This window comes from Gemmatimonadaceae bacterium (assembly GCA_020851035.1).
Lineage (GTDB): Bacteria > Gemmatimonadota > Gemmatimonadetes > Gemmatimonadales > Gemmatimonadaceae > JACMLX01.
Genome location: JADZDM010000012.1, coordinates 272,128 through 293,576, shown reverse-complemented (window position 1 = coordinate 293,576; position 21,449 = coordinate 272,128). Strand labels below are relative to the sequence as shown.

17 protein-coding genes and 2 tRNA genes are annotated in these 21,449 nt (G+C 71.1%); 15 read left to right on the top strand and 4 right to left on the bottom strand.

Annotation, left to right across the window (positions count from 1 at the left end):
• The first annotated feature begins 13 nt into the window (after nucleotides 1–13).
• From rfaE1 to IT355_10180, 13 genes are all read left to right on the top strand, one after another.
• Nucleotides 14–1,009 carry a D-glycero-beta-D-manno-heptose-7-phosphate kinase gene (gene rfaE1, locus IT355_10240; protein ID MCC7053637.1) on the top strand — a complete coding sequence of 332 codons (996 nt, stop codon included), beginning with the start codon at nucleotides 14–16 and terminating at the stop codon, nucleotides 1,007–1,009.
• Nucleotides 1,006–2,049 (top strand): DUF2279 domain-containing protein, encoded by a 1,044-nt coding sequence (locus tag IT355_10235; protein ID MCC7053636.1) that lies wholly within the window; start codon nucleotides 1,006–1,008, stop codon nucleotides 2,047–2,049. Before rfaE1 ends, IT355_10235 begins: the two co-directional genes overlap by 4 nt.
• A complete protein-coding gene (locus IT355_10230; GenBank protein ID MCC7053635.1) occupies nucleotides 2,037–3,587 on the top strand; it encodes a hypothetical protein in 1,551 nt (516 codons plus the stop codon). The genes IT355_10235 and IT355_10230 overlap by 13 nt, the downstream gene beginning before the upstream one ends.
• A gap of 60 nt (nucleotides 3,588–3,647) precedes the next feature.
• A tRNA-Ile gene (locus IT355_10225) sits at nucleotides 3,648–3,720 on the top strand.
• Between the two features lie 152 nt (nucleotides 3,721–3,872).
• A tRNA-Val gene (locus tag IT355_10220) sits at nucleotides 3,873–3,946 on the top strand.
• A 39-nt stretch (nucleotides 3,947–3,985) separates the two neighbouring features.
• Complete coding sequence (locus IT355_10215) at nucleotides 3,986–6,637, top strand: SLBB domain-containing protein (protein ID MCC7053634.1); 2,652 nt, start codon at nucleotides 3,986–3,988, stop codon at nucleotides 6,635–6,637.
• Nucleotides 6,638–6,651: 14 nt separating this feature from the next.
• On the top strand, nucleotides 6,652–8,163 hold the full coding sequence (locus IT355_10210; protein MCC7053633.1) for a flippase: 1,512 nt from the start codon (nucleotides 6,652–6,654) through the stop codon (nucleotides 8,161–8,163).
• The gene (locus IT355_10205) at nucleotides 8,160–9,233 is read left to right on the top strand and encodes a glycosyltransferase family 2 protein (protein MCC7053632.1); all 1,074 of its coding nucleotides are present in this window, start codon (nucleotides 8,160–8,162) and stop codon (nucleotides 9,231–9,233) included. The genes IT355_10210 and IT355_10205 overlap by 4 nt, the downstream gene beginning before the upstream one ends.
• Complete coding sequence (locus tag IT355_10200; GenBank protein MCC7053631.1) at nucleotides 9,230–10,294, top strand: hypothetical protein; 1,065 nt, start codon at nucleotides 9,230–9,232, stop codon at nucleotides 10,292–10,294. The genes IT355_10205 and IT355_10200 overlap by 4 nt, the downstream gene beginning before the upstream one ends.
• Nucleotides 10,295–10,302: 8 nt before the next feature.
• A complete protein-coding gene (locus IT355_10195) occupies nucleotides 10,303–11,616 on the top strand; it encodes an O-antigen ligase family protein (GenBank protein MCC7053630.1) in 1,314 nt (437 codons plus the stop codon).
• Complete coding sequence (locus tag IT355_10190) at nucleotides 11,613–12,428, top strand: class I SAM-dependent methyltransferase (GenBank protein MCC7053629.1); 816 nt, start codon at nucleotides 11,613–11,615, stop codon at nucleotides 12,426–12,428. The genes IT355_10195 and IT355_10190 overlap by 4 nt, the downstream gene beginning before the upstream one ends.
• 128 nt (nucleotides 12,429–12,556) lie before the next feature.
• Nucleotides 12,557–13,675, top strand: a complete 1,119-nt coding sequence (locus IT355_10185; GenBank protein MCC7053628.1) for a hypothetical protein — start codon at nucleotides 12,557–12,559, stop codon at nucleotides 13,673–13,675.
• A gap of 344 nt (nucleotides 13,676–14,019) precedes the next feature.
• Entirely contained in the window at nucleotides 14,020–14,820 is an 801-nt protein-coding gene (locus IT355_10180) for a glycosyltransferase (protein ID MCC7053627.1), read from the top strand.
• A gap of 32 nt (nucleotides 14,821–14,852) precedes the next feature.
• On the opposite strand, the gene IT355_10175 is transcribed toward IT355_10180, so the two are convergent.
• Entirely contained in the window at nucleotides 14,853–16,184 is a 1,332-nt protein-coding gene (locus IT355_10175; GenBank protein ID MCC7053626.1) for a DUF1996 domain-containing protein, read from the bottom strand.
• A 72-nt stretch (nucleotides 16,185–16,256) separates the two neighbouring features.
• Here IT355_10175 and IT355_10170 point away from each other — a divergent pair, with 72 nt between their 5' ends.
• Complete coding sequence (locus tag IT355_10170) at nucleotides 16,257–17,984, top strand: hypothetical protein (protein MCC7053625.1); 1,728 nt, start codon at nucleotides 16,257–16,259, stop codon at nucleotides 17,982–17,984.
• Between the two features lie 22 nt (nucleotides 17,985–18,006).
• On the opposite strand, the gene IT355_10165 is transcribed toward IT355_10170, so the two are convergent.
• Genes IT355_10165 through IT355_10155 form a run of 3 tightly spaced genes read right to left on the bottom strand, consistent with a single transcriptional unit; the run spans nucleotide 18,007 to nucleotide 20,442 of the window.
• Nucleotides 18,007–18,828 (bottom strand): alpha/beta fold hydrolase, encoded by an 822-nt coding sequence (locus tag IT355_10165; GenBank protein ID MCC7053624.1) that lies wholly within the window; start codon nucleotides 18,826–18,828, stop codon nucleotides 18,007–18,009.
• On the bottom strand, nucleotides 18,825–19,643 hold the full coding sequence (locus IT355_10160; GenBank protein ID MCC7053623.1) for an alpha/beta fold hydrolase: 819 nt from the start codon (nucleotides 19,641–19,643) through the stop codon (nucleotides 18,825–18,827). The genes IT355_10165 and IT355_10160 overlap by 4 nt, the downstream gene beginning before the upstream one ends.
• A gap of 16 nt (nucleotides 19,644–19,659) precedes the next feature.
• Nucleotides 19,660–20,442, bottom strand: a complete 783-nt coding sequence (locus IT355_10155) for a 4'-phosphopantetheinyl transferase superfamily protein (GenBank protein ID MCC7053622.1) — start codon at nucleotides 20,440–20,442, stop codon at nucleotides 19,660–19,662.
• A 110-nt stretch (nucleotides 20,443–20,552) separates the two neighbouring features.
• Between IT355_10155 and IT355_10150 the strand changes: the two genes are divergently transcribed.
• Nucleotides 20,553–21,434, top strand: coding sequence for a hypothetical protein (locus tag IT355_10150; GenBank protein MCC7053621.1), 882 nt, complete (start codon nucleotides 20,553–20,555; stop codon nucleotides 21,432–21,434).
• The last annotated feature ends 15 nt before the right edge of the window (nucleotides 21,435–21,449 follow it).

Below are 21,449 nucleotides of genomic sequence, written 5' to 3'. Positions count from 1 at the left end.
GGTTCCGCGCGATATGCTAGCACCGATCTCACGCGACCGCCTCGCGACGTTGCTCGCGGCCGCACGTGGCCGCCGCATCGTGGTGGTGGGCGACGCCATGCTGGACGTCTACCTCCGCGGCGACGTGGAGCGGATCTCGCCCGAGGCGCCGGTGCCGGTGGTCCGGGTGCGCGAACGGCGCGATGCCCTGGGCGGGGCGGCCAACGTCGCGCAGAACGTGCTCGCGGTCGAGGCACACTGCGCGCTGGTCTCCGCGGTGGGCAGTGACCGTGCCGGCGAGCGACTCCGGGACCTGCTCGACGGACTCGGTGGGGCCACCGACGCGCTCGTCACCGTCACCCGTCCGACGACGACCAAGACGCGCCTCGTCGCGCGCTCCCAGCAGCTGCTCCGGTTCGACGAAGAGGAGGATGCCGACCTCGCCGGCGACGACGTGGCCCGCGTGCTGGCGTCCGTCACCACCGCGCTGGACACGGCGGATGCGGTGATCCTCGAGGACTACAACAAGGGCGTGCTGGTGCCCGAGGTGATCGAGCGCACGATCGCCATGGCGCGGGCCCGCGACGTCCCCGTGATCGTGGACCCGAAGTTCCGCAACTTCTTCAGTTATCGCGGGGCGACGGTCTTCAAGCCGAACCGCCGCGAGCTGGAGCAGGCGCTCGGCGCCTCGGTGGACCTTGCACACCCGGCCGCGCTTCCCGCCACGCTCGACCGGCTCGATGTCGCGCACCTGCTGCTCACGCTGAGCGAACACGGGATGGCGCTGGTGTCACGCGGGGGGGAGATCACGCGGATCCCGACGACGGCGCGCGAGGTCTACGACGTGGTCGGTGCCGGTGACACCGTCACGGCGTACCTGGCCCTCATGCTGGCCGCCGGCGCCGATGCGCGCGAGGCCGCGGTGATCGCGAACTACGCGGCGGGCATCGAGGTCGGCAAGCTCGGCGCCGCCACGGTCACGCCGGCCGAGGTGCTGGCGGCGTACGATTCCCTGCACGCCGTCGCGTGAGGCGACGCGCAGGGCGGGTGCTGGCGCTGCTGTGCGGCCTGCACGGCGCGCTCGGTGCGCAGGAGTTGACGCGGACCGGCAGCGACCCGGCGCTCGGCCTGCGCCTGCCGCCGGCGGACGCCTTCGCCGAGGGCATCGCCGCGCTCGCATCGCCGGTGCGGTCCGACACGGCGCGGGTGGCCCGCGGCGGCGGCACCGATGGCGCCGAGGGCACGCCGCATTGGTGTGCCGGCGGGGTGCGCGGTCGGCGCACGGCGCAGACCGCCGTCGCGGCGACGTTCGTGGGTGGGAACCTCGCGCTCTACGAGTACTTCCGCCGTGCGTGGTGGTCGGGCGAAGGTGCGCCGTTCCGTGTCATCTACGACTGGGATGGGCACTTCCGCGACCAGGACAAGCTCGGGCACCTGCTGGGGGGGTACCTGCTCAGCGAGGGCGGCCGGGAACTCCTGCAGGCCGCGTGCATGTCAGAGAAGCGCGCGACGCTGTGGGCGGTGGCCTATGCGGCGGCGTTCCAGCTGCAGATCGAGATCTGGGACGGGAAGCAGGCGAAGTACGGATTCTCCCCACCCGACCTGCTGTTCAACACGATGGGCCAGGCGCTGTCGCTGTCGCATGCGTACGTGCCGGCGATGCGTGCGGTGATGCCGACCTTCTCGTACAGCGGCACGCAGGCGCTGCGCAACGTGCGGGCAGGGCTGATTCCGGGCGACCTGCGACCGACGGTGGACTACAGCGGCCAGACCTACTGGCTGTCGGTGGATGTGGACACGCTGCTGCCGCGCGCCGCACGGCGCGCCTGGCCCTCGCTGCTGCGGCTGTCGATCGGGCATTCCATCACCGACTGGGTGGACCCGTCCACCGGAGCGTTCATCCGCGCGCAACGCCGGATCCTCGTCACGCTCGACATCGACCCGCTGAAGCTGCCAGGTCAGGCCGCCTGGTGGGTGACGGTGAAGAAGGGACTGCGACACTACCATTTTCCGTCACCGGCGCTCGAGTTCCGCAACGGTGGTGTGCGAGGTGTGGCATGGCATCGGTGACGGTCCGGCGGCTGGCATGCACGGTGACGCTCTCGCTCGCGGCAGTGGCGCCGCTCCACGCGCAGCAGGCACTGCTGCCGATGGACGACATCGCCTACACGTACATCGACGCGCTGCAGGCGCGCGGACAGCTCCGCACCCTGCCGGTGATCGAGCGCCCGTACACCGTCGGTGCCGTGCGCGCGGCCATCGCCGACGCGCGTGGCGCCCTGCACGACGCGGGGGCGCGGCGCTGGCTGTCCGCGATCGAGGCCGCGGTGGCGAAGTACGCTCCCGGGATCACGGACGCCGACAGCGGCGTGCTGGCCGTGGGGCTCGCCGGGTATGCGTTCGCGCAGACCAGTGGCACGCGCGACCTGATGCAGTCCGACCGGGTGAACACGCTCGCGCCGGGATTCACGGTGCGCGCGCTGCTGGCCTCGGGCCCGTTCACCGGCGCGATGCGGGTGCTGGCCGACCAGCGGATGAAGGTCGATCCCGAATTCCTCGGCCGGCGCGACCGCGTGATCAGTGCCCGCACCGAGGATGCCTACATCGGTGCGTCGTCCCGTTTCGCCACGCTGCAGGTGGGTCGTGTGGGCCGGTCGTGGGCGCTGCCGGGTCAGCTCGGCCTGATGCTGAGCAACGGCGCGTACAGCTACGACCACCTCTACGTGCGCCTGGGCACCGACCGCGCACACCTGTCGTCGGTGGTGGCGCGACTCGATGACGAGCGCCTCAATTTCACGACTGATACCATGGCGCAGCGCTACTTCGCCGCGCACCGCCTGGGCCTGCAGCTGGGCAGGTTCGAGTTCGGTGTGAGCGAGAGTGTGCTCTACGGCGGGGTGGCGCGTGGCTTCCAGCCGTCGCTGTCCAACCCGGCCGCGCCGGTGTTCCTGGCACAGTACAGCGACGGCGATCCCATCAACGTCGGCTTCGGTGCCGACGTGCTCTGGAAGTCCCGCCGCGGCGTGATGCTGGGTGCGCAGGTCTTCGCCGACGACTTCCAGATCGATCGCTGCGACCTGTGCGGCGAGCCGCCGGGCATCGCGACGGCGCTCACCGCCGATGGCCTGCCCCTGGGGTCGGGGATGCGCGGCTTCGCGAGTTACACCCGGGTGACGGCGCTGACCTACCGGGCACCGGACCGGTTCGAGCGATACACCAGCCGGACGGTCGGGCTCGGCCAGCGGAACAGCGATTTCGACGAGGTGCGGGCCGGGATCGATGTCGGCCCGGTGCTGCCGATGCCGGTGCGGCTATACGTGGCGTACCGGCGCCAGGGCGCCGGCGACTATCGCGAACCGTATCCTGCGGTGGGCGACCGCAGCACCTGGCCGGAGATCTTCGAAGGGGTGGTGGTGAAAACCTTCCGCATCGCGGTGAGCGGCGCTGCACGGCTGGGCTCGGCTGCCGAGATTTCCGCTGACGCGGGGCTGAACCGAACCGCGAACGACCTGCGCGTCCCGGGCGCGAGCCGGACGCGAGCGGAGGCGCGGCTGCGTGTGGCTCTCGAGCCGTCGTGGGCGACGTTGCGCACGAGCCTGTTCCCGTGACGGCGTGCGTTCTCCCGCCCGAGCCCTGTTAGACTTGCGCGGGTGCAGGTGCAGGAGGCCGGGCCAGTAGCTCAGCGGTAGAGCAGCGGACTCATAATCCGACAGGTCGTAGGTTCGAATCCTACCTGGCCTATTGCGTCCGGGACGGGACATGGGGCGCCGGGTGGCGGTGCGAGAGCGGCCGGTACCCTCCCCCTTCCCCGAACCCGATGTTACGGTTAGACTTGCGTGCTTCGAGTCCTCGTCAATCCGGGGTTCGGAAGAGGGGTTGCAGCTTGATTTGAAGGACGCGTAGCTCAGCTGGTTAGAGCGCTGCTTTCACACAGCAGAGGTCCGGGGTTCGAGTCCCTGCGCGTCCATATCCCCCCGCTCGTGGTCTCTCAGCCATACAGACAGCGATGAATCGCCTTCTCCTTCGGCCGCTGCTCGCGGTCGGGGTCTTTTTGTATTTGGCGTCGGGTGTGCACGCCCAGACGGTCTCGCCGCAGCAGGCACAACAGCTCCTGCAGAACCGGCCCGACCTGCTCAACCAGCTCCGCCAGCGGATCGGCGGGAGCGGGCTGACCCCCGACCAGATCCGGGCCCGCCTGCGCGCGCAGGGATACCCCGACAACCTGCTCGACTCGTACCTGCAGGGCGAAGGCCGATCCAGCACCGACCCCACCAGCAGCGCCCAGGGCACACCGGCGCTGCCGGGCATGCCGGGCCAGGCGGGTTCCACCAGCGGAATGATGCCGACACCGGACGTGTTCTCGGCGCTGCGCGAGCTCGGCATCGCCGACTCGAGCGACTTCGACTTTCCGGGCGACACGAACCGCACCAAGCGCATTCTCGGTGACTCGCTGCAGACACCGTTCGACAGCACGCTGGATCCCCGCATCCCCACCGACGTCCGCGGGCGGGACGGCCGGAAGCTGACGTCGTACGAGCAGTACCTCTGGCTGCGCACCGATTCCATCCAGCGTGACAGCGGCCTGAAGGTGTTCGGCCTCGATCTCTTCTCGGCGCGCAACGCCTCGCAGTTCGACGCCAACCTCGCCGGGCCGGTGGACGCGAGCTACCGCCTGGGCCCCGGCGACCGGCTGGTGCTGATCCTCACCGGCGACGTGGAGCAGGCACACTCGCTGGAAGTGACCCGCGAGGGCTTCGTCGTCATTCCGCAGGTCGGGCAGCTCAGCGTGGCCAACCTGACCATGGCGCAGCTCGAGGACCTGCTGTACTCGCGCCTGAGCCGCTCGTACTCCGGCGTGCGCCGCGGGCCCGGCGCCACCACGCGCTTCAGCGTGAGCATGGCGCGGCTCCGGACGAACCAGATCTTCGTGGTCGGCGACGTGGCGCGCCCGGGCAGCTATCGCGTGTCGGCCGCGGGCACCGCACTGACCGCGCTGTATGCGGCCGGTGGCCCGACCATGAACGGGTCGCTGCGTGCGGTGCAGGTCCGGCGGAACGGCCGTGTCGTCGGCACGATCGACCTCTACGACTACCTCGTGCGCGGCGACGCGTCGCGCGACCAGCGGCTGCTCAACGGCGACATCGTCTTCGTGCCGATCCACACCGGACGGGTGCGGGTGGTGGGTGAGGTGAGCCGTCCGGGCACGTATGAAGTCGGTCGGGACGGGTCGCTGGCCGACATCGTCCGCGCGGCCGGTGGCCTGCTGCCGACGGCAGCGCGCTCGCGGATCCAGGTCGAACGGCTCACCGCCGCCCGCGACCGCACCCGCCCCGGCAGCGACCGCGCCGTGCTCGACGTGAGCGGCGGCACCGGAGATGTCCCTGCGCTGGCACTCGTCGATGGCGACGTCATTCGTGTGCTGAAGGTGGCGGACCGCGTGCGGAATCGCGTGGTGCTGCGCGGCAACGTGTTCACCCCCGGCACCGTCGGCCTCACCCCCGGCATGCGACTGAGCGAGGCGATCCGGAAGGCGGGGGGCCTGAAGCCGGACACCTACCTCGGCCAGGTGCTCATCTCGCGCCTCAATTCCGACTCCACCCGCAGCCAGCTGCGCGCCACGCTCGCGGACACCCTCGGCACCGTGGTCGGCGATCCCGTGCTGCAGGAAGAGGACGAGATCCGCGTGTTCGGCCGGAGCGAGTTCCGCCCCATCCGCTACGTCGCGATCACCGGCGCCGTGCGGCGGAGTGGACGATATCCGTACCAGGACGGCATGACGATGCGCGACCTCGTGCTGCTGGCTGGTGGCCTGCAGGAGAGCGCGATGCTGAACGAGGCGGAAGTGGCGCGCATGCCGCGCTCACGCGTCGATGGCCTGACGGCGACCACCATGCGCGTGCCGATGGACTCGAGCTACCTCTTCGAGCGCGGTCCCGACGGCCGGTACGCCGGCCCGCCCGGCATGGCCGGCGCCGCCTCCGGCACCTCGGAAGTCGTGCTCGACCCGTATGACAACGTGCTGATCCTGCGCCAGCCCGACTGGGAGCTCCAGCGGACGGTGTTCGTCGGTGGCGAGGTGCGCTTCCCTGGCAGCTACACGCTGGTGAAGAAGTCGGAGCGGCTGAGTGACGTGCTGCAGCGCGCCGGCGGGCTGACGAAGGAAGCGTACGCCGACGGCGTGAATTTCTCGCGCCGGCGCAACCGCATCGGCCGCATCGGCGTCGATCTGCCGGCGGTGCTCAAGGATGGGCAGGCGCAGGACAACATCATCCTCTTCGACGGCGACTCCATCACGATCCCCCGGTATGACGCCGTGGTGCGCGTGGACGGCGCGGTGAACTCGCCGACCGCCCTGCCCTACGTGCGCGGGAAGGACATGCAGTACTACATCCGCGCCGCCGGCGGCGGGCGCCTGGACGCCGACCTGCCACGCACCTACGTCACGCAGCCCAACGGCCGCGTGGATGCCGTGTCGCGCCGCCTGTTCCTGCCCGACGGCCAGCCCACGCCCCGGCCGGGTGCGGTGGTGACGGTGCCGAAGCGGGATCGCACCGAACGCCAGGACACCCTCGCCTCCCGCACACAGATCGCGTCCATCATCGGCACCTTCGCGGCGGTGCTCGCGTCGCTGGCGACGATCATCATCCAGACCCGTTAGTCATCACGGGCCCCATGGCAGACGAGGCCTCGTCCGCAGCCGGCACGCCGCGCGCGCCGTCGCTGATGCGGAACGGGGCCTTCAGCCTCGTCACCAGCGCGGCACCGATCCCGGTGGCGCTGATCGCGCTGCCGTTGCTCACGCGCCACCTCGGCACCGAGCGGCTCGGTCTCCTCGCGCTGGCCTGGGCCTGGCTCGGCTATGCCACGCTGCTCGACTTCGGCCTCGGCCGCGCGCTGACGCGGATGGTCGCGGCGAACGATGCCGGATCCGCAATTGCCTCACCGATCCGCGCGTACGTCGCCACGGCACATGTCACCCTGACGATCGTCGGGCTCCTGGTGGGCCTGCTCGGCGCCGTGGTCGCGCCGTGGTACGTCACCCACGTGCTGCAGGTGAGCGCGGTGCTTCGATCGGACGCGGTGATGAGCTCCGTGTTGTTCGCGCTCTCGGTGCCGGCCGTGACCGGTGCCAGTGCGCCACGGGCCGTGCTCGAGGCCCGGCAGCGGTTCACGGCGATCAACTTCGTGCGGCTCCCGGTGAGCGTGGGCACCTTCCTGGTGCCGTTGCTGCTGCTGCCGTTCACGGCCTCGCTCACGGTGATCGCCGCGACACTGGCCGGCGTGCGACTGTGGGCGTGGTGGCGCTATGCGAGCCTCGCGCGCGCCGAACTCACGCGGAGCCCCGGTGATGGCGCGGCGACCGCCTACCTGCGGCCGCTGCTGCGCGCCGGCGCATGGATGACCGTCAGCAACGTCCTCAGCCCGCTGATGACCGTGGCCGACCGGTTCCTGATCGGCTCGTTCATCTCCGTGAGTGCGGTGGCGCTCTATGCCGTGCCGTGGGAAGCGATCACGAAGCTCTGGATCGTGCCCGGCGCCCTGATGATGGTCGTCTTCCCCGCAGTCGCTGCGGCGGCGGAATCGGAGCCCGGACGCATGGCGCCGTTGTACGCTGCCGCGGTGCGCCTGCTCACTGCGCTCGTGGTGCCCGCCTGCTGCGTGGCCTGCCTCCTCGCGCCGTGGCTGCTGCAACTGGCCGGTGGGGCGCAGTACTCCGGCGACAGCGTGACGGTGCTGCGCATCCTCGCCATCGGACTCGCGGCCAACTGCATCGCGGCCGCCCCGATCACCATCCTGCAGGCCAGCGGGCGCGCGAAATGGACCGCGACGCTGCACCTGCTCGAGGTGGTGCCCTTCGCGCTTCTGCTGTGGGTGGGCGTGCAGCGCGCCGGGATCGTCGGCGTGGCTGCCGCGTGGTCGATCCGCGCGGTGTGTGACGCGCTGCTGCTGGCCGCCCTCTCACAGCGCGTCGCTGCCCTGCCGGTGCGCAGCATGCTGCTCTCCGCCGGCGGCGTCGCGTCGGTGGCGCTCTGTGCCTGGCTCGGATCCGCGCTCATCGCCCCGTCGGCACGTCTCCCCCTGGCCGGCGCGCTGGCGGTCACGCTGCTGGCACCGGTGGTGCTCTGGATGCAGCGTCCGGCGTCTGAACGACTGGTCCTGGGCCCACTGGGTGGTGCCCCGTGAGTGCGCCTGTGCTCGCCGTGGTGGTGCTGCAGTACGGCCGCTGGCGCGACACCGTGACCTGCCTGCAGAGCCTCGTGCCGGCGGTGCGCGCGGGCCTCGCGCGCGTGATCGTGGTGGACAACGCCTCACCCGACGACAGTGCCGCGCGCGTGCGGGGATGGATACACGGCGGGTGCACCGGGACGGCCCGTCCGGTGCATGACACCGTCGCCTCGCATTGGTGGCCGCTCGACGGCGATCCGGACGCCACGTGGCAGCTCCTCGACGACGACCAGGAGGCCCCGCCGCGCGCCGCGCCGTGGGCTTTCGTCACGAGCGGTGACAACCGCGGTTTCGCCGCCGGGATGAACACCGGGATCCGGGTGGCGCTCTCCGACGCACGAGTGGATGCCGTCTGGCTGCTCAACAACGACACCGTGGTCGACGGCCCCTGTGTCCAGGCCATCCGTGCCGCCCTGGACGCGGCGCCGGCCACGGTCGGGCAGTTCGGCACCACGGTCTGCTACTACGACCGTCCCACGATCGTGCAGTCGGTGGGCTGGTGCCGCTGGAACGCCTGGCTGGCCACCAGCCAGCGGCTGCACGACGGCGCGAGCCTGGCCCAGCCGCTGAGCCGGATCCCCACTCCGCCGGGCTATGTGTACGGCGCGAGCTGGGTCATCCGCGCCGCGGCGCTGCGCACGGTGGGGCTGCTGAACGAGGAGAGTTTCCTCTATGGCGAGGAGCTCGACTGGAGCTGCCGGGCCCGTGGCTGGTCGACGCGGCTGGTGGCCGAGGCGGTGGTCTGGCACCGTGAGGGGGCGACCATCGGCGCCGGCGTGCGTGCGGTGCAGGCCCGGAGCGAGCTGGCGGACCTGTGCGGCATCTCGGCCAGGCTTCGGCTCACGCGACGCTTTTTCCCCGGGCGGCTGCCCGCCGTATATTCGAGCCTGTTCGGAGCCGCGCTCAATCGTCTGCGGCGCGGCGACCGCCGAAGGGCGGCCGCAGTGGCGCGGCTCGTGCTCGCCGGTGGCCTGCCGGCGCCACGGCCGACGGCCGCGACCGATCACCCATCGTCTTCCCCGCCGTGACTCCTGAGCCCGCGCCAGCCAGCACCAGTGCGACGTCCTTGCCGGTCGAGGAGTTCTCGATCGTCGAGCTGCGCCGCGGCCTGCTGCGCCGCTGGAGCTGGATCGTGGTGGCCCCGTTCCTCGCGGCCGGCCTGGGTGCGGCAGCGGCGCTGCTCTGGCCGAAGACCTGGACCGCCACCACCACCTTCGTGCCCGAGCAGGCGCTCGGCTCCAACAACACCAGCCTGCTCGGCGCGCTCGGCGGCATCGGCTCGCTGCTCGGGGACGCCGGCGGGGCCAGTGCGCTGGCGCGGCTCAAGGACGGCCCGTCCACCGAGTTCTTCGCCGACGTGCTCACCAGCAGCGAACTCCTTGCCACCACGCTGCGCACCCCGTTCGCGGATCCGGCGCAGCCGGCGGTGAAGAAGCCCCTGCTGGAACTGCTCGACGTGTCGGGCAGCACGCCCGAGCGCCGCTTCGGCAACGGAATGCGGAAGTTCAAGCGCAAGGTGCTGGTCGTCATCAGCCGCAAGAGCAGCATCGTGAACCTGAGCGTGACGCTGCGCGACCCCGTGCTCTCGGCGGCGGTGGCGAACCACATGCTCCAGTTGCTCAACCGCTTCAACCTCGAGCGGCGGCAGCGCGCCTCGACCGAGCAGCGCCGGTTCGCCGAGGCGCGCCTGGTGACGGCGCAGGCGGAACTCGATTCCGCGGAGCATGCGCGCCAGTCGTTCCTCGATGCCAACCGGAACTACTACGAGTCGCCGCGGCTGCTGGCGATGTACGACCAGCTCGACCGGATGGTGCGCGTGAAGGAGGGGATCCTGGTCGGCCTCACGAAGACGTTCGAGGAGAGCCGCGTGGCGGAAGTCCGCGACACGCCGCTGCTGACCACCGTCGATGTCGCCACGCCCCCTGACCGGCCTCTCCAGCGCCCGCTGCTCTGGGGCGGACTCGCAGCAGGAGTGGGGCTGATGCTCGGGTTCGTCGTGGCAGTGCTGGCGGCGCTGGCGGACCGGCGGGCACCGGCGCAATCCGCGCGTTACGTGCTGACCGACACGCCGATCCGCGCCGTTTCCTGAGCGCGCCCATGTCGGCGATCGCCATCCAGGAGCGCCGGCTGGCCTCGCCGAGCACGGCATCGGTGCGCCACCTTGCCACGCTGCTGGTGGTGGGCACACTGCCGTTCACCTACGCGATGACGCTGCGCATCGTGTTCCCGGTGAAGATCTACGAACTGGTGCTGTGCATCTGCGGTGCGCTGATGTTGTGGGAGGGGCGCGCGGTGCTGGCGCCGGGGCTGGCACGGTACGCCCGGCCGGTCCTCGCGATGCTGGCGTGGGCCACGGCAGTGCTGGCGATCCGTCTCGCGGTCCCGCTCGACTCGTTCACGACCGAGGGGTTCGAGGCGCGCGTCGGCCCGGTGGGTGACGCGGTGATCAAGGTGGCGTACTGGCTGGTGGCGCTCTTCGCCTTCGCCCTCGTCGCGACGGCGACCTACGAGGACGCGCGGCGGGTGGGGCGCTGGTGGTGCGTGGGCGCGATCACGGCCGCCATCTACGGCTGGTTGCTGCTGCTGTCGTCGGTGTTCGGGCTGCCGGCACCGCTCCTGCCGGGGATGGTGAGTCCGCAGATCATCAACATCGCCGGGCGTGAACTGTTCCGCGGCGGGACGTTCGAGGAGGGGAACTACTTCGCGATGTACCTCCTGACCTCGCTGGCCGTGGCACTCTGGATGCGCTGGCGCTGGACGGCGGTGTTCCTGGCCACGACGGTGTTCATCACCTTCTCCACTGCCAACGTGGTTGCGCTGGCGCTGTTCGGGTGCATCTACGCGATGGGCGTCGGCGCGCAGGACCGCGACCCGCGCGGGAAGTTCTATGCCCTCGCGCTCTTCCTCGCGGCAGCGGGCATCGTCGTGGCGATCCTGGTGGCGACGGGATACGTCTCGGAGTTCTTCATCGCGAAGCTGTCCACCGAGGAGTTCGGGTCGAAGCTGGACCGGCTCGACCTCGCGGTCGCGGGACTGCGGATGTCGGCGGACCATCCCCTGATGGGCGTTGGATTGTCCCACTACGGCTTCAATTACCGTCCATACCAGCTCACCGACTTCTTCGACCGTGCGCGGCCGGTGAAGCCGATCGCGAACAACCCCTGGGTCGAGATCCTCGCCGAGACCGGGGTGGTGGGGCTGGCCCTGGTGCTGACCTTCGCGAAGCGGGTATGGACGCAAGCCGCCGGCGCCCCGGGCCTGGCCTTCCGGGCCGGGCTCGCCGCAGTGGCGCTGGGACTCTTCACCTTCCCGAGCATGACGGTGCTGTTCATCTGGGCGTTCTGCGGGATGGTCGTCGGGGTGCGGCTGCGCGAGGAACGCGATGCCGCGACTGCGGCGGCGATGGCGTGACGGCGATGGAGGCCGGCACGGCCGATCCCCGGAAAACGCCGCCGGTGCGTGACGACGTGCGGGCCCAGATCGCGAGCGAGGCGACGTTCTGGGGCGCCGACCCGTTCGAGAAGCCTGGCGCGGACACGCTCGAGAACCTCGTCAACAAGACGCAGGATGCGGCCATCTTCTTCGACCTCGTGCACGAGTTCACGCCACTCTTCGCCGGGGCGCGCCGGATCGTGGAAGTGGGAGGCGGCCAGGGGTGGGCGTCATGCCTGGTGAAGCGCCGATTCCCGGCCGCCAGCGTGGCGCTCACTGACGCCGTGCCGGAGGCGATCGCTGGCCGCGGCATCTGGGAGCGTGTGTTCGCCTGCCGCCTCGACGCGGCGCATGCGGCGCCCGCACAGGCCCTGCCGTTCGACGATGCCAGCGTGGACCTGCTGTTCTGCTTCGCCGCTGCGCACCATTTCGTGGACCACGATGCCGCGCTGCGTGAGGTCGGCCGGGTCCTGACGCCGCGCGGCCACTGCCTCTGGCTGTATGAACCGACGGCGCCGCGATGGCTTCACCGCGCGGCCGAGCGACGCGTGAACCGCAAGCGCGTGGACGTGCCCGAGCATGTGCTGAAGCCTGGCGACGTGCGTGCCGCGGCGGCACGGCAGGGGCTGCACTGCGAGGTCCGCTACTCGACCAGCATCCGGCACCGTGGCCGCGGGGCGACCCTCTACTTCACGGTGCTCGGCGCGCTGCCGGTCCTGACCCGGCTGCTGCCCTGCACGGCGCACTTCATCCTCACGCCCGCCGGCGCGGTCTCGAACCGTGGCGGCTGACCCAGGCGGCGTTCCCGTGCCGCGGGCGCTGGATGCACCATCCCGAACCCAGTAGTTTTCTGGATGTTCACGGAGCACCGACCTCATCTGTCCTTCCCTGCTGCGCCTGTCCTGGCGCAGTGGTGTCGATGAGCCGGCCACAGCTGGTCGAGATTCTCGGCCGCCAGTACCTGCTCCCGACGTGGTACCCTGCGCCGCTGGTGACGGGACTGGCCCTGGTGGACCAGGGACGGCGACTGGTGAGCGCGCCGGCGGGTCCCCGCGCCGTGCCCGACCTCTCCCAGGCCACGATCGTCATCGCCAAGCCGGACCATTTCGGTGACCTGGTGCAGGCGACCGCACTCTTCCGCGCGCTGCGTGACCGCCTGCCGGATGCGCGGTTGGTGCTGGTGCACGGCTCGTGGGCGAACGACGTCGCGCGCTGGCTGGTGGCGCACGGATACGTGCACGAGCTCGTGACGTACGACGCGGCCTGGCTGCAGCCGTCCGGCCGCTCGTGGCCCGCGCGGCTCCGCCTGGAACAGGAGACACACGCCAGCGCCGCCGCCGCCCTCCGGGCCCTGCAGCCGGCAGTGTACCTCGATATCCGTTGTACGTCGCCGAACACCATCGGCCTCGCCATCGACAGCGGCGCACCGCTGCGCGTGGGCTTCGGCCTGCGCGGCCGGAGCTGGCAGTACCATGCGCTGATTCCGTATGCGCCCGGCGCATCGCTGGGGCAGAACTGGCTGCATGTGCTCGACGTGCTGGGCCTGCCGCCGGCGACGTATGCGGGGCCGGTGCTTCCCGCCGGCGGTACCCTCACCAGCGACGCGCCGATCATCGTGCAGCCTGGCAGCCGCAGCACGGTGAAGGAGGCGCCGCCCGCGCTGTGGAGCGCCTTGCTGCCGGCACTGGCGGAGCGCGCGCCAGTGGTGCTGGCCGGCAGCGCGGGCGACCGCGAACGGTTCGCCTGGCTGCGGGCGCTGCTGCCGGGCGATCGCGTCATCGACGCGATGGGGCGGACGTCGTTCGCGGAGCTCGTCACGCTGGCCGGCCAGGCGCGGGCGGCCATCGGAGTCGAGTCGGTGGTCGCCCACCTCGCCCTGGGCCACGGCCGTCCGACCGTGGTGCTCAACAACCCGGATGCCTCCGGAATCGCGGCCTTTCCCGACGGCCTGCCGTCTTTGACCTTTGTCGACATGACCCACGCTCCACAGCGCGCCGCCGCGCAGGTGCTCGCGCACCTCGACCGGTGCCTCGCCTGATGCGCGTTGCCATCATCCATGACTGGCTGACGACGTGGGCCGGCGCCGAGTGCGTGCTGGAGCGGCTCCTCACGCTGCTGCCGGAGGCGGAGCTCTTCTCGACCATCGACGTGCTGCCCGAGGAGTACCGCGGCGGGCTGCTCGGCCGGAAGCCGCACACCACCGCGCTGCAACACATGCCGCGGCTGGCCGAGAAGTACCGGATGCTGCTGCCGCTGATGCCGATGGCCATCAAGGCGTGGGACTTCACCGGCTACGACCTGATCGTCTCGAGCTCGCATGCGGTGGCGAAGGGCATCACGGTGCCGAAGGGCACGCGACACGTCTGCTACTGCCATACGCCGATGCGGTACGCGTGGGACCTGGAGAGTGCCTACCTCGACACCAGCGGCTTCCGCGGCCCGAAGGCATGGGCGGCGCGGCAGGTGCTGTCGCAGCTGCGGGACTGGGACCGGCGCAGCGCCGCCGGCGTGACGGAGTTCGTCGCGAATTCCGCCTACATCTCGGCCCGGATCAAGCGATGCTACGGTCGCGAGAGCGTCGTCGTGCACCCGCCCGTGGACACCGAGGGGTTCACGCTGAATGCCGAGCCGCGCTCGACGAACTTCGTCACCGCCGGCCGCATCGTGCAGTACAAGCGCATCGACCTGCTGGTGGAGGCCTTCCGGCTGCGCCCGAACGAGCGCCTGATCGTGATCGGCGACGGCCCGGGGCGCGCGGCCATCGCCGCCGGCGCGCCACCGAACGTGCACTTCACCGGCCGGCTGCCGCTGCCCGAGCTGCGCCGCCACCTGCAGTCATCGCGCGCGTTCCTCTTCGCGGCCGAGGAGGACTTCGGGATCACGCCGCTGGAGGCGCAGTCGTGCGGCACGCCGGTGATCGCGTTCGGGCGCGGTGCGGCCACCGAGACGATCCGGGGCCTCGACCACGAGCGACCCACCGGCGTCTTCTTCGGGGCGCAGACCCCGAACGCGATCGTGCGTGCGCTGGACGACTTCTACGCCCACGAGCGTGAGATCACCGCCGAGGCCTGCCGGAGCAATGCCCAGCGATTCTCCACGCCCCGGTTCGACAACGGGATGCGGCGCGTGCTGGGACTGGCCGAGGAACGGCGCGTGCACGAGGACGGGCTGGCCGCTGACTGAGTGCCGCGGCGTCTGTGCCCCGGCCACGCTGGTCAGAACAGTTCGACGCCGCGCCCGATGAGCCCCAGTCCGCAATCCACGCCGCGGACGAGGCACTCGGAGACGATCGCGTTCATCGTGGCCGGATCCCAGCCGTTCACCCAGTACGCGTGCGCGGACAGGCCGCCGCGGGTGCTTCGCGGGTAGTTGTCGGTGGCGAGGCGCCAGTTGTGTGGCGATGCCCCGGCGCGCACCTCGTATTCCACGACCTGCGTGAGCTGGGGCAGCACCACCGGGTGCGTGGAAGGACAGCTGCTGCGCTGCGGCCCGCCGAGATACACCGCATACGCCATGTGGCTGCGATGGTTGGGGGAGTCCAGGTGCACGCCGTCCCAGCACTGCGGGAAATGGACCGAGAGGCGCACGGCATCACCCACCGGACAGGCGGGAATCGTCCCGTCGTTCTGCACCCACCGGGTGCGGCAGGTCCACTCGGTGATGTAGCGCTGCAGGCGGCGCGCCGTCATGTCCCCCGCGAGCATCACCAGGCCTCGCGGGACGGCATGCAGGGACGCCGGATCGACGTTGAGCCCGGTGCCGAGGTGGAACACGCCGTCTCCCGGCACCTGCACTTCCCCGGACTGTGTGTCCACCACCGCCGGCAGGTAGTACGCCGAGCGATCCAGCGTGCCGCCGCGACAGGTGGAGTTCCCGGTCGTCCTGGCCGCAGGGGTGACGGTGGCTGCGGCGAACGCCGTGTTGCCGAAGAAGACCGACAGCGGAACCGGACCGACGCGCGCCGGATTGCCGACGGGATCACTGAACTGGATCCCCGCGAGCTGGCAGCTCGTCCGGAAGATGCCTTCGCCGACGCTGAGCGGTGAGTCGGTGTCTCCGCGGCGCGACCGGCCACTGCCCCACCCGGTCGCGCCGAGCGCCACCTGGACGGTCGCCGGCAGCGGTGAGCCGGCGGGACGCGGGTTGGCGAGCGTGCGGAGCGCGAGTGGGCCGTACTCGCATCTGGCGCCAGCCGGTGGAGTCATGTCCGGGGCACCGAAGGCGTCGACGGCGCACCGCAGCTGTCCGAATACCTCCCCGCGCAGCACGACGGTTTCACCGCTCACCAGGCGGACGTCCCGGCGGCCGGCGAACTGGCAGCTTGCGCCCAGCGCGCCACAGAACGTCCATGGCCCTGTACCGGTGAGCGAGTTCATACGGCGCGCATCGCGGCCCACCGTCTCGGCGGCGGCCCGGGCCGGCATCGCTGGCACCGATGCTGCCGTACGAATGGGAACGGACGCTGCCGTCCGGCTGCCCTGCGCTGCAGCGGCGGCGGTGAGGGCATGCAGCGCGAGCCCAAGCGTCAGTGCGCGGATTGCCGACATGATCGATCCAAGGTACATGCGTGGGCCCGGGTACCGGATCTTTCCTGGCCCTCCCGACACTAAATTCACGACATGCTCCAGTTCGCCTCTTCGTCCGGCAAGTTGATCCGCCGCGCACTCGGGTTCTCGATCGCGCTGCTGATCGGTTGTGGCGGCGCGTCACCCGACCGGAGCACCGGCGTCGGTGAGCCCGTCGGCGCCGATGTCACCTTCACGATCGATCCCGCGGTGACGTTCGCGATCTCCCGGTTCATCTACGGTGGCAACTTCATCGACGACCCCAGCGCCTATGGAGGCGCGACGCCGCCGCCCGAGATGACGCTGAACCGGTTCGGCGGCAACCGGCTCACGGCCTGGAACTGGGAGACGAACCACAGCAACGCCGGCCGTGACTACCGCTTCCAGAATGACGAGTTCCTGAGCGCGAGCGGCACGCCCGGTGAGGCCGTCCGGACGCGCGCCGCACCCTCGTTCGCGCGTGGGCAGGCCTTCATGGCGACGGTGCCGATGCTCGGCCACGTCGCAGGCAACGCCAACGGGGAGCCACTCGACACCGCCGACGCGACACGTGCCACACGGCTCTCCCGCCACTTCCTGCCGAGCCGCGCGGCGAAGGGGGCCGCGTTCTCCGTGGCACCGGACACGCGCGATGGCGTGGTGTACCAGGACGAGTTCGTGCACTGGTTCAGCCGGACGTTTCCCGGGCGCGAGACGCATGCCACGGCACCGGTCTTCTTCACCCTGGACAACGAACCGGACATCTGGCACTCCACGCACAAGCAGATCCAGAGTGACAGCGGCGATCGCGCCGCCTCGCCGCGACTGCAGTCGTTCGCCGGCCTGAGCGACACGAGCATTGCCTATGCCCGCGCCATCAAGGCCGTGCTGCCGGAGGCGCTGGTGTTCGGCCCCGCCGTCGCCACCTACGCCGGCGTCGTGACGGCCGGCCGGTATCCCTCGCCCGATCCGCAGTTCGGCGCGCAGAACTTCTTCGACGTGTACCTGGACCGCATGCGCGCCGCCCACACTGCGGGCGGCAGGCGACTGCTGGACGTGCTCGACCTGCACTGGTACGGGGCGAGCGGCACCAGCAACGGCGAGATCGGGAACGACTACGCCGTGCAGGATGCGGCGATGATCCAGAAGCGTGTGCAGGCGCCGCGTTCGCTCTGGGACCCGACGTACGACGAGGGGAGCTGGGTGTCCGGCGTGACGGGCGGACCGATCCGCCTCCTCCCGCGGCTGCGGGCGCAGGTGGCGGCGCACTATCCCGGGACGAAGCTGGCCATCACGGAGTACTACTACGGCCGCGGGGGCGACATCTCCGGCGGCGTGGCGCAGGCCGACGCGCTGGGCGTGTTCGGGCGCGAGGGGCTGTTCGCCGCGGCACTCTGGCCGCAGGCTCAGGTCTGGGCGGCACCGTGGAATGGCGATGGGCGCAAGGCGTACGCGTACGTCTTCGGCGCCTTCCGCATGTTCCTGAACTACGACGGCTCCGGCGGCCGGTTCGGCGACACGGGGGTGCAAGCACGGTCATCGGACGTGGCGGCGAGCTCGGTCTACGCAAGCCGCGATGCGAGCGGGCGGCTGGTGGTGGTGGCGATCAACAAGACCTCCACGACGCGCGTCGCGCACATCGGCATCGCCGGCGGCTTCACGCCCGGCTCCGCCGGCGCGTGGGTGATGATGCACGGTTCGCCTTCCCCGACGCGCGCGGCAGCGGCGCCCACGATCACCGGCTCGACGGTGGACTACAGCATGCCGTCGATGAGCGTGAGCACGCTCGTCATCACGCCCTGACCGGCCGGATCCCCGCGGGCGCTCAGCCCCCGATCGACGCCGCCCAGCCGACCACCCGGTCGTAGAGCGCGCGACGCTGCTCCGTGCGCGAGAACACGTGATCGGCGTCGCGCATGAGGTCCACCTCGATGCGATCGAGGCGGACCGCGCCGGCGAGCATCTCGTGCACCTGGCGCGGGGAGTTGAAGCGGTGGTACACGCCACCAGTGTAGATGAAGAGCAGCCGCGCACCGCGCGCCGTCATGGCGCCGACATCGCGTGCGAACTGCGGCCGGTCCGGTGTCTCGCGCGCGAAGACCGTCGCGTTGTCCGACGCGCGCGCCGTGCGGCGCTCGCCCCGGAGCAGGCGCTGCCCGAATCGCACCCAGCGGCCGGCCTGCAGGGGTCGGCGTGTCAGGTGGCGGATGCGATAGCCGGGCGTGGGATACGAATACCCGTCGATGAACACCGCCCCCACCACGCGCTCGTCCCGGGCCGCGGCAGCGTGCGTACTGTCCACGCCCGAGCACAGGCCCACCAGCAGGAACTCCCCCACCCCACATTCCCGCTGCAGCCAGTCCATCGCATCCGCCAGGTCAGCCGCGGCGCGCTCGGCCGTGGTCACGACATCCGTGCGCAGCAGGCTGTCGCCCATGCCGGACAGGTCGAAGCGCAGCACATGCAGCCCGCTGGCCGCCAGCCGTCGTGCCAGCTCGACGTACAGGCGGAACGGCCCGACCCGGTGATGCATGCCGATGTTCGACATGATCACCGCACGCCGCACGCCGGCCGCCGGCACCTGTGGTTCCGTGAGCACTCCGATGAGCCCATTGCGCGGCCCGAACGCCACCGCACGTTCGGTCATGCGTTCGCCCGGGCAAGGAACGCCGTGATCGCCAGCGGCGCCTCGTGTGGCAGGATCGTGTCCGACGGATGGCCGACACCTGCATAGAGCACGGGATCCGGGACACGGGTCACGGTGGCAGCGATGCCCGCCGCCGCCGACCGGGCCGCGATCGTGGCCCACGACGGGACGTCGAGCGCGCCGACGATGAGCAGCCGGTCGGCACGACCGACCGACTCCGTCGTGAGGTCGATGGCAGCGGTCTCGCGACGCATGGCGTGGGGGAACGCATAGCCCATCAGCTCATCGTCCAGGCGCGTGTCGGGTTCGGGATAGTTGAGCAGCCCCAGACGGCGATCCTCGACGGCGTCCAGCTCCGCCAGGTACGCCGGGCCCGAGACCACCGGCTCCCACAGCACAAGGTCACGAACGCGCACGCCTGCAGCCGTCGCACGCGCCGCCAGTGCCGCACCGACGCGCATGCCGACGAGTGAGATGCGCCGGACGCCCGCGAGGTCACGCAGCTCCTGCACCGCGGTACCGATGTCACCCACCCACTGGGCCAGCCGCGCGTCGGCCGACTCACCCGACGAGTCACCGGTGCCGCCGTAGTCGAAGCGCAACACGTGGAAGCCGGCGGACGCCAACATACCCGCCAGCTTGTTGAACGCCCAGTAGGTCTGGCTGTACTCCTGCGGCGCCGGATGGCACAACACGACACCAGCTGCGCGGACCGTGTCGCCGGATGGCGCGTGATACAGGCCGAAGAGCCGACGCTCCGCACTGCCGAAGAACGTCGGGACGGTGTGCGGGACGGCCCGGGCGGGAATCATCACGGGGCGTGGCTGCCACTCACCCGGGTGGCGCGCTGGCGCCGGGAGTGTGGTCGAGGACGGGGAGACCGACGGCCGAGTAGACATGATCCTGATCGACGCGGAAGCGCGCCGTGAGCAACAGCCCGGGTGCGATGGGTCCGCCGACCGGCTCCGTCACCAGCAGCCGCACCGTGCCGCGCTCGAAGTCGATCTCCTCGACCCGTGCCGCCGTGAAGTCGAAGAACTGCCCCGCCAGCGGTGCGAGGCACTTGTAGAGGCTCTCCTTCGCGGAGAAGGCCACCGAGACGAGTCTGCCACGACTCGCGGGCACACCCGCGCTCAGGACGCGCGTGGCTGCCGCTTCGGGGAACACGAGCCCGACGATGTCGTCCGACTCGGCGTCGGGCAGGAGTCGCTCGCAGTCGATGCCGATTCCCCGCCACCTGCTGTCCGGCGCCACCACCGCGGCGGCAAGTGGGCCCCCATGCGTGATCGACCCGACCAGCCCCGCCGGCCACACCGGAGCGCCGAGCGGTCCGATCGGAATCGTGACAGCGGCGTCGGCACCGGTGAGTGCCGCGATGGCCGTGCCTGCGCAGTGGCGGCCGGCCAGGTGCGACCGGATCCGGGACCGCACCGCCCTGTCCAACGAGGCCGCGAGGACGGCGTGGGACATCTCCACCTCGCCCGTGCCGCTGGCCGCCGCGGACACCTCGGCCAGCGCGACACACGCCGCAGCGCCGTACTCCGCGAACGGCGCCGGCACCGGGAGCCGGCGAAACCGACGCACGTCATCCGCGAGGGCGGCCGGGCTGGTCATCGCTCCCCGCCGGACACCCGCCGCACCGCGCCGTATCTTCCAGCCGTGGTCACGCGACCCGCGCGCGCCACGTCGTCGCGCGACCGCACCACCGCACCGCGATTCCCGGCATGAAGCTCCTGGGGCGTCTCGTACTCGTCATCGTCGTCCTGCTCGTGAGCTGGCAACTCGCGCGCGGGGTCCATAGCGCGCGATACGAGTACAATAACTTCCATGCACCACGCTCGCGCCCGCAACGGCCGCGGGACGGGTCGCTTCCCGGGGTGCAGGACGTGCAGTTCGCCGGCGCGAGCGGGACCACGCTGCGGGGCTGGTACGTGCCGTCGCGCACCGGGGCAGCCGTGATCCTCGCGGGGGGGAGCGGCACGGACAGGACCGGCATGCTGAACGAGGCCCGTGCGCTCGTGGCTGGCGGCCTTGGTGTGCTGGTCTTCGATTGGCCGGGCTGCGGCGAGAGCGACGGCACGATCGGCGTGGGCGACGCGGAGCGCGCTGCCGTCCGTGGCGCCGTCGATTTCGTCGCGAGTCGCCCGGATGTACGCCCGGGCCGCATCGGGATCCTGGGATTCTCGCTCGGCAGTTGGGCGTCGCTGCTGGAAGGGGCCAGCGATATGCGTGTCGCGGGTTTCGTGGTGGAAGGTGCGTTCGACGAGCCCCGGTCACAGACGCTGGCCGAGTACCAGCGCTCCGGGCTCGCCGCGCAGTGGGGGGCGGTGCTCGGCGCCAGGCTCGCCGGCCTCGCGCGCCGGCCGGACCGCGTGGTGGACATCGTCGCCGGGATCGCCCCCCGCCCGATCGTCTTCATCACCGGCCTCCGGGATGTCACCGTTCCCCCGCCGCTGACGCGCGCCGTGCACGCCGCTGCCGGGGAGCCCAAGCAGCTCTGGGTGGTGCCGGCGGCCAGTCACGGCGGCTACATCGCGGCCGACACCAGCGTCGCATCGCGACTCCGAGCCTTCTTCCTGGAAACGCTCGCGCCACCGGTGCCCTGACGCGCGAACGCAGCC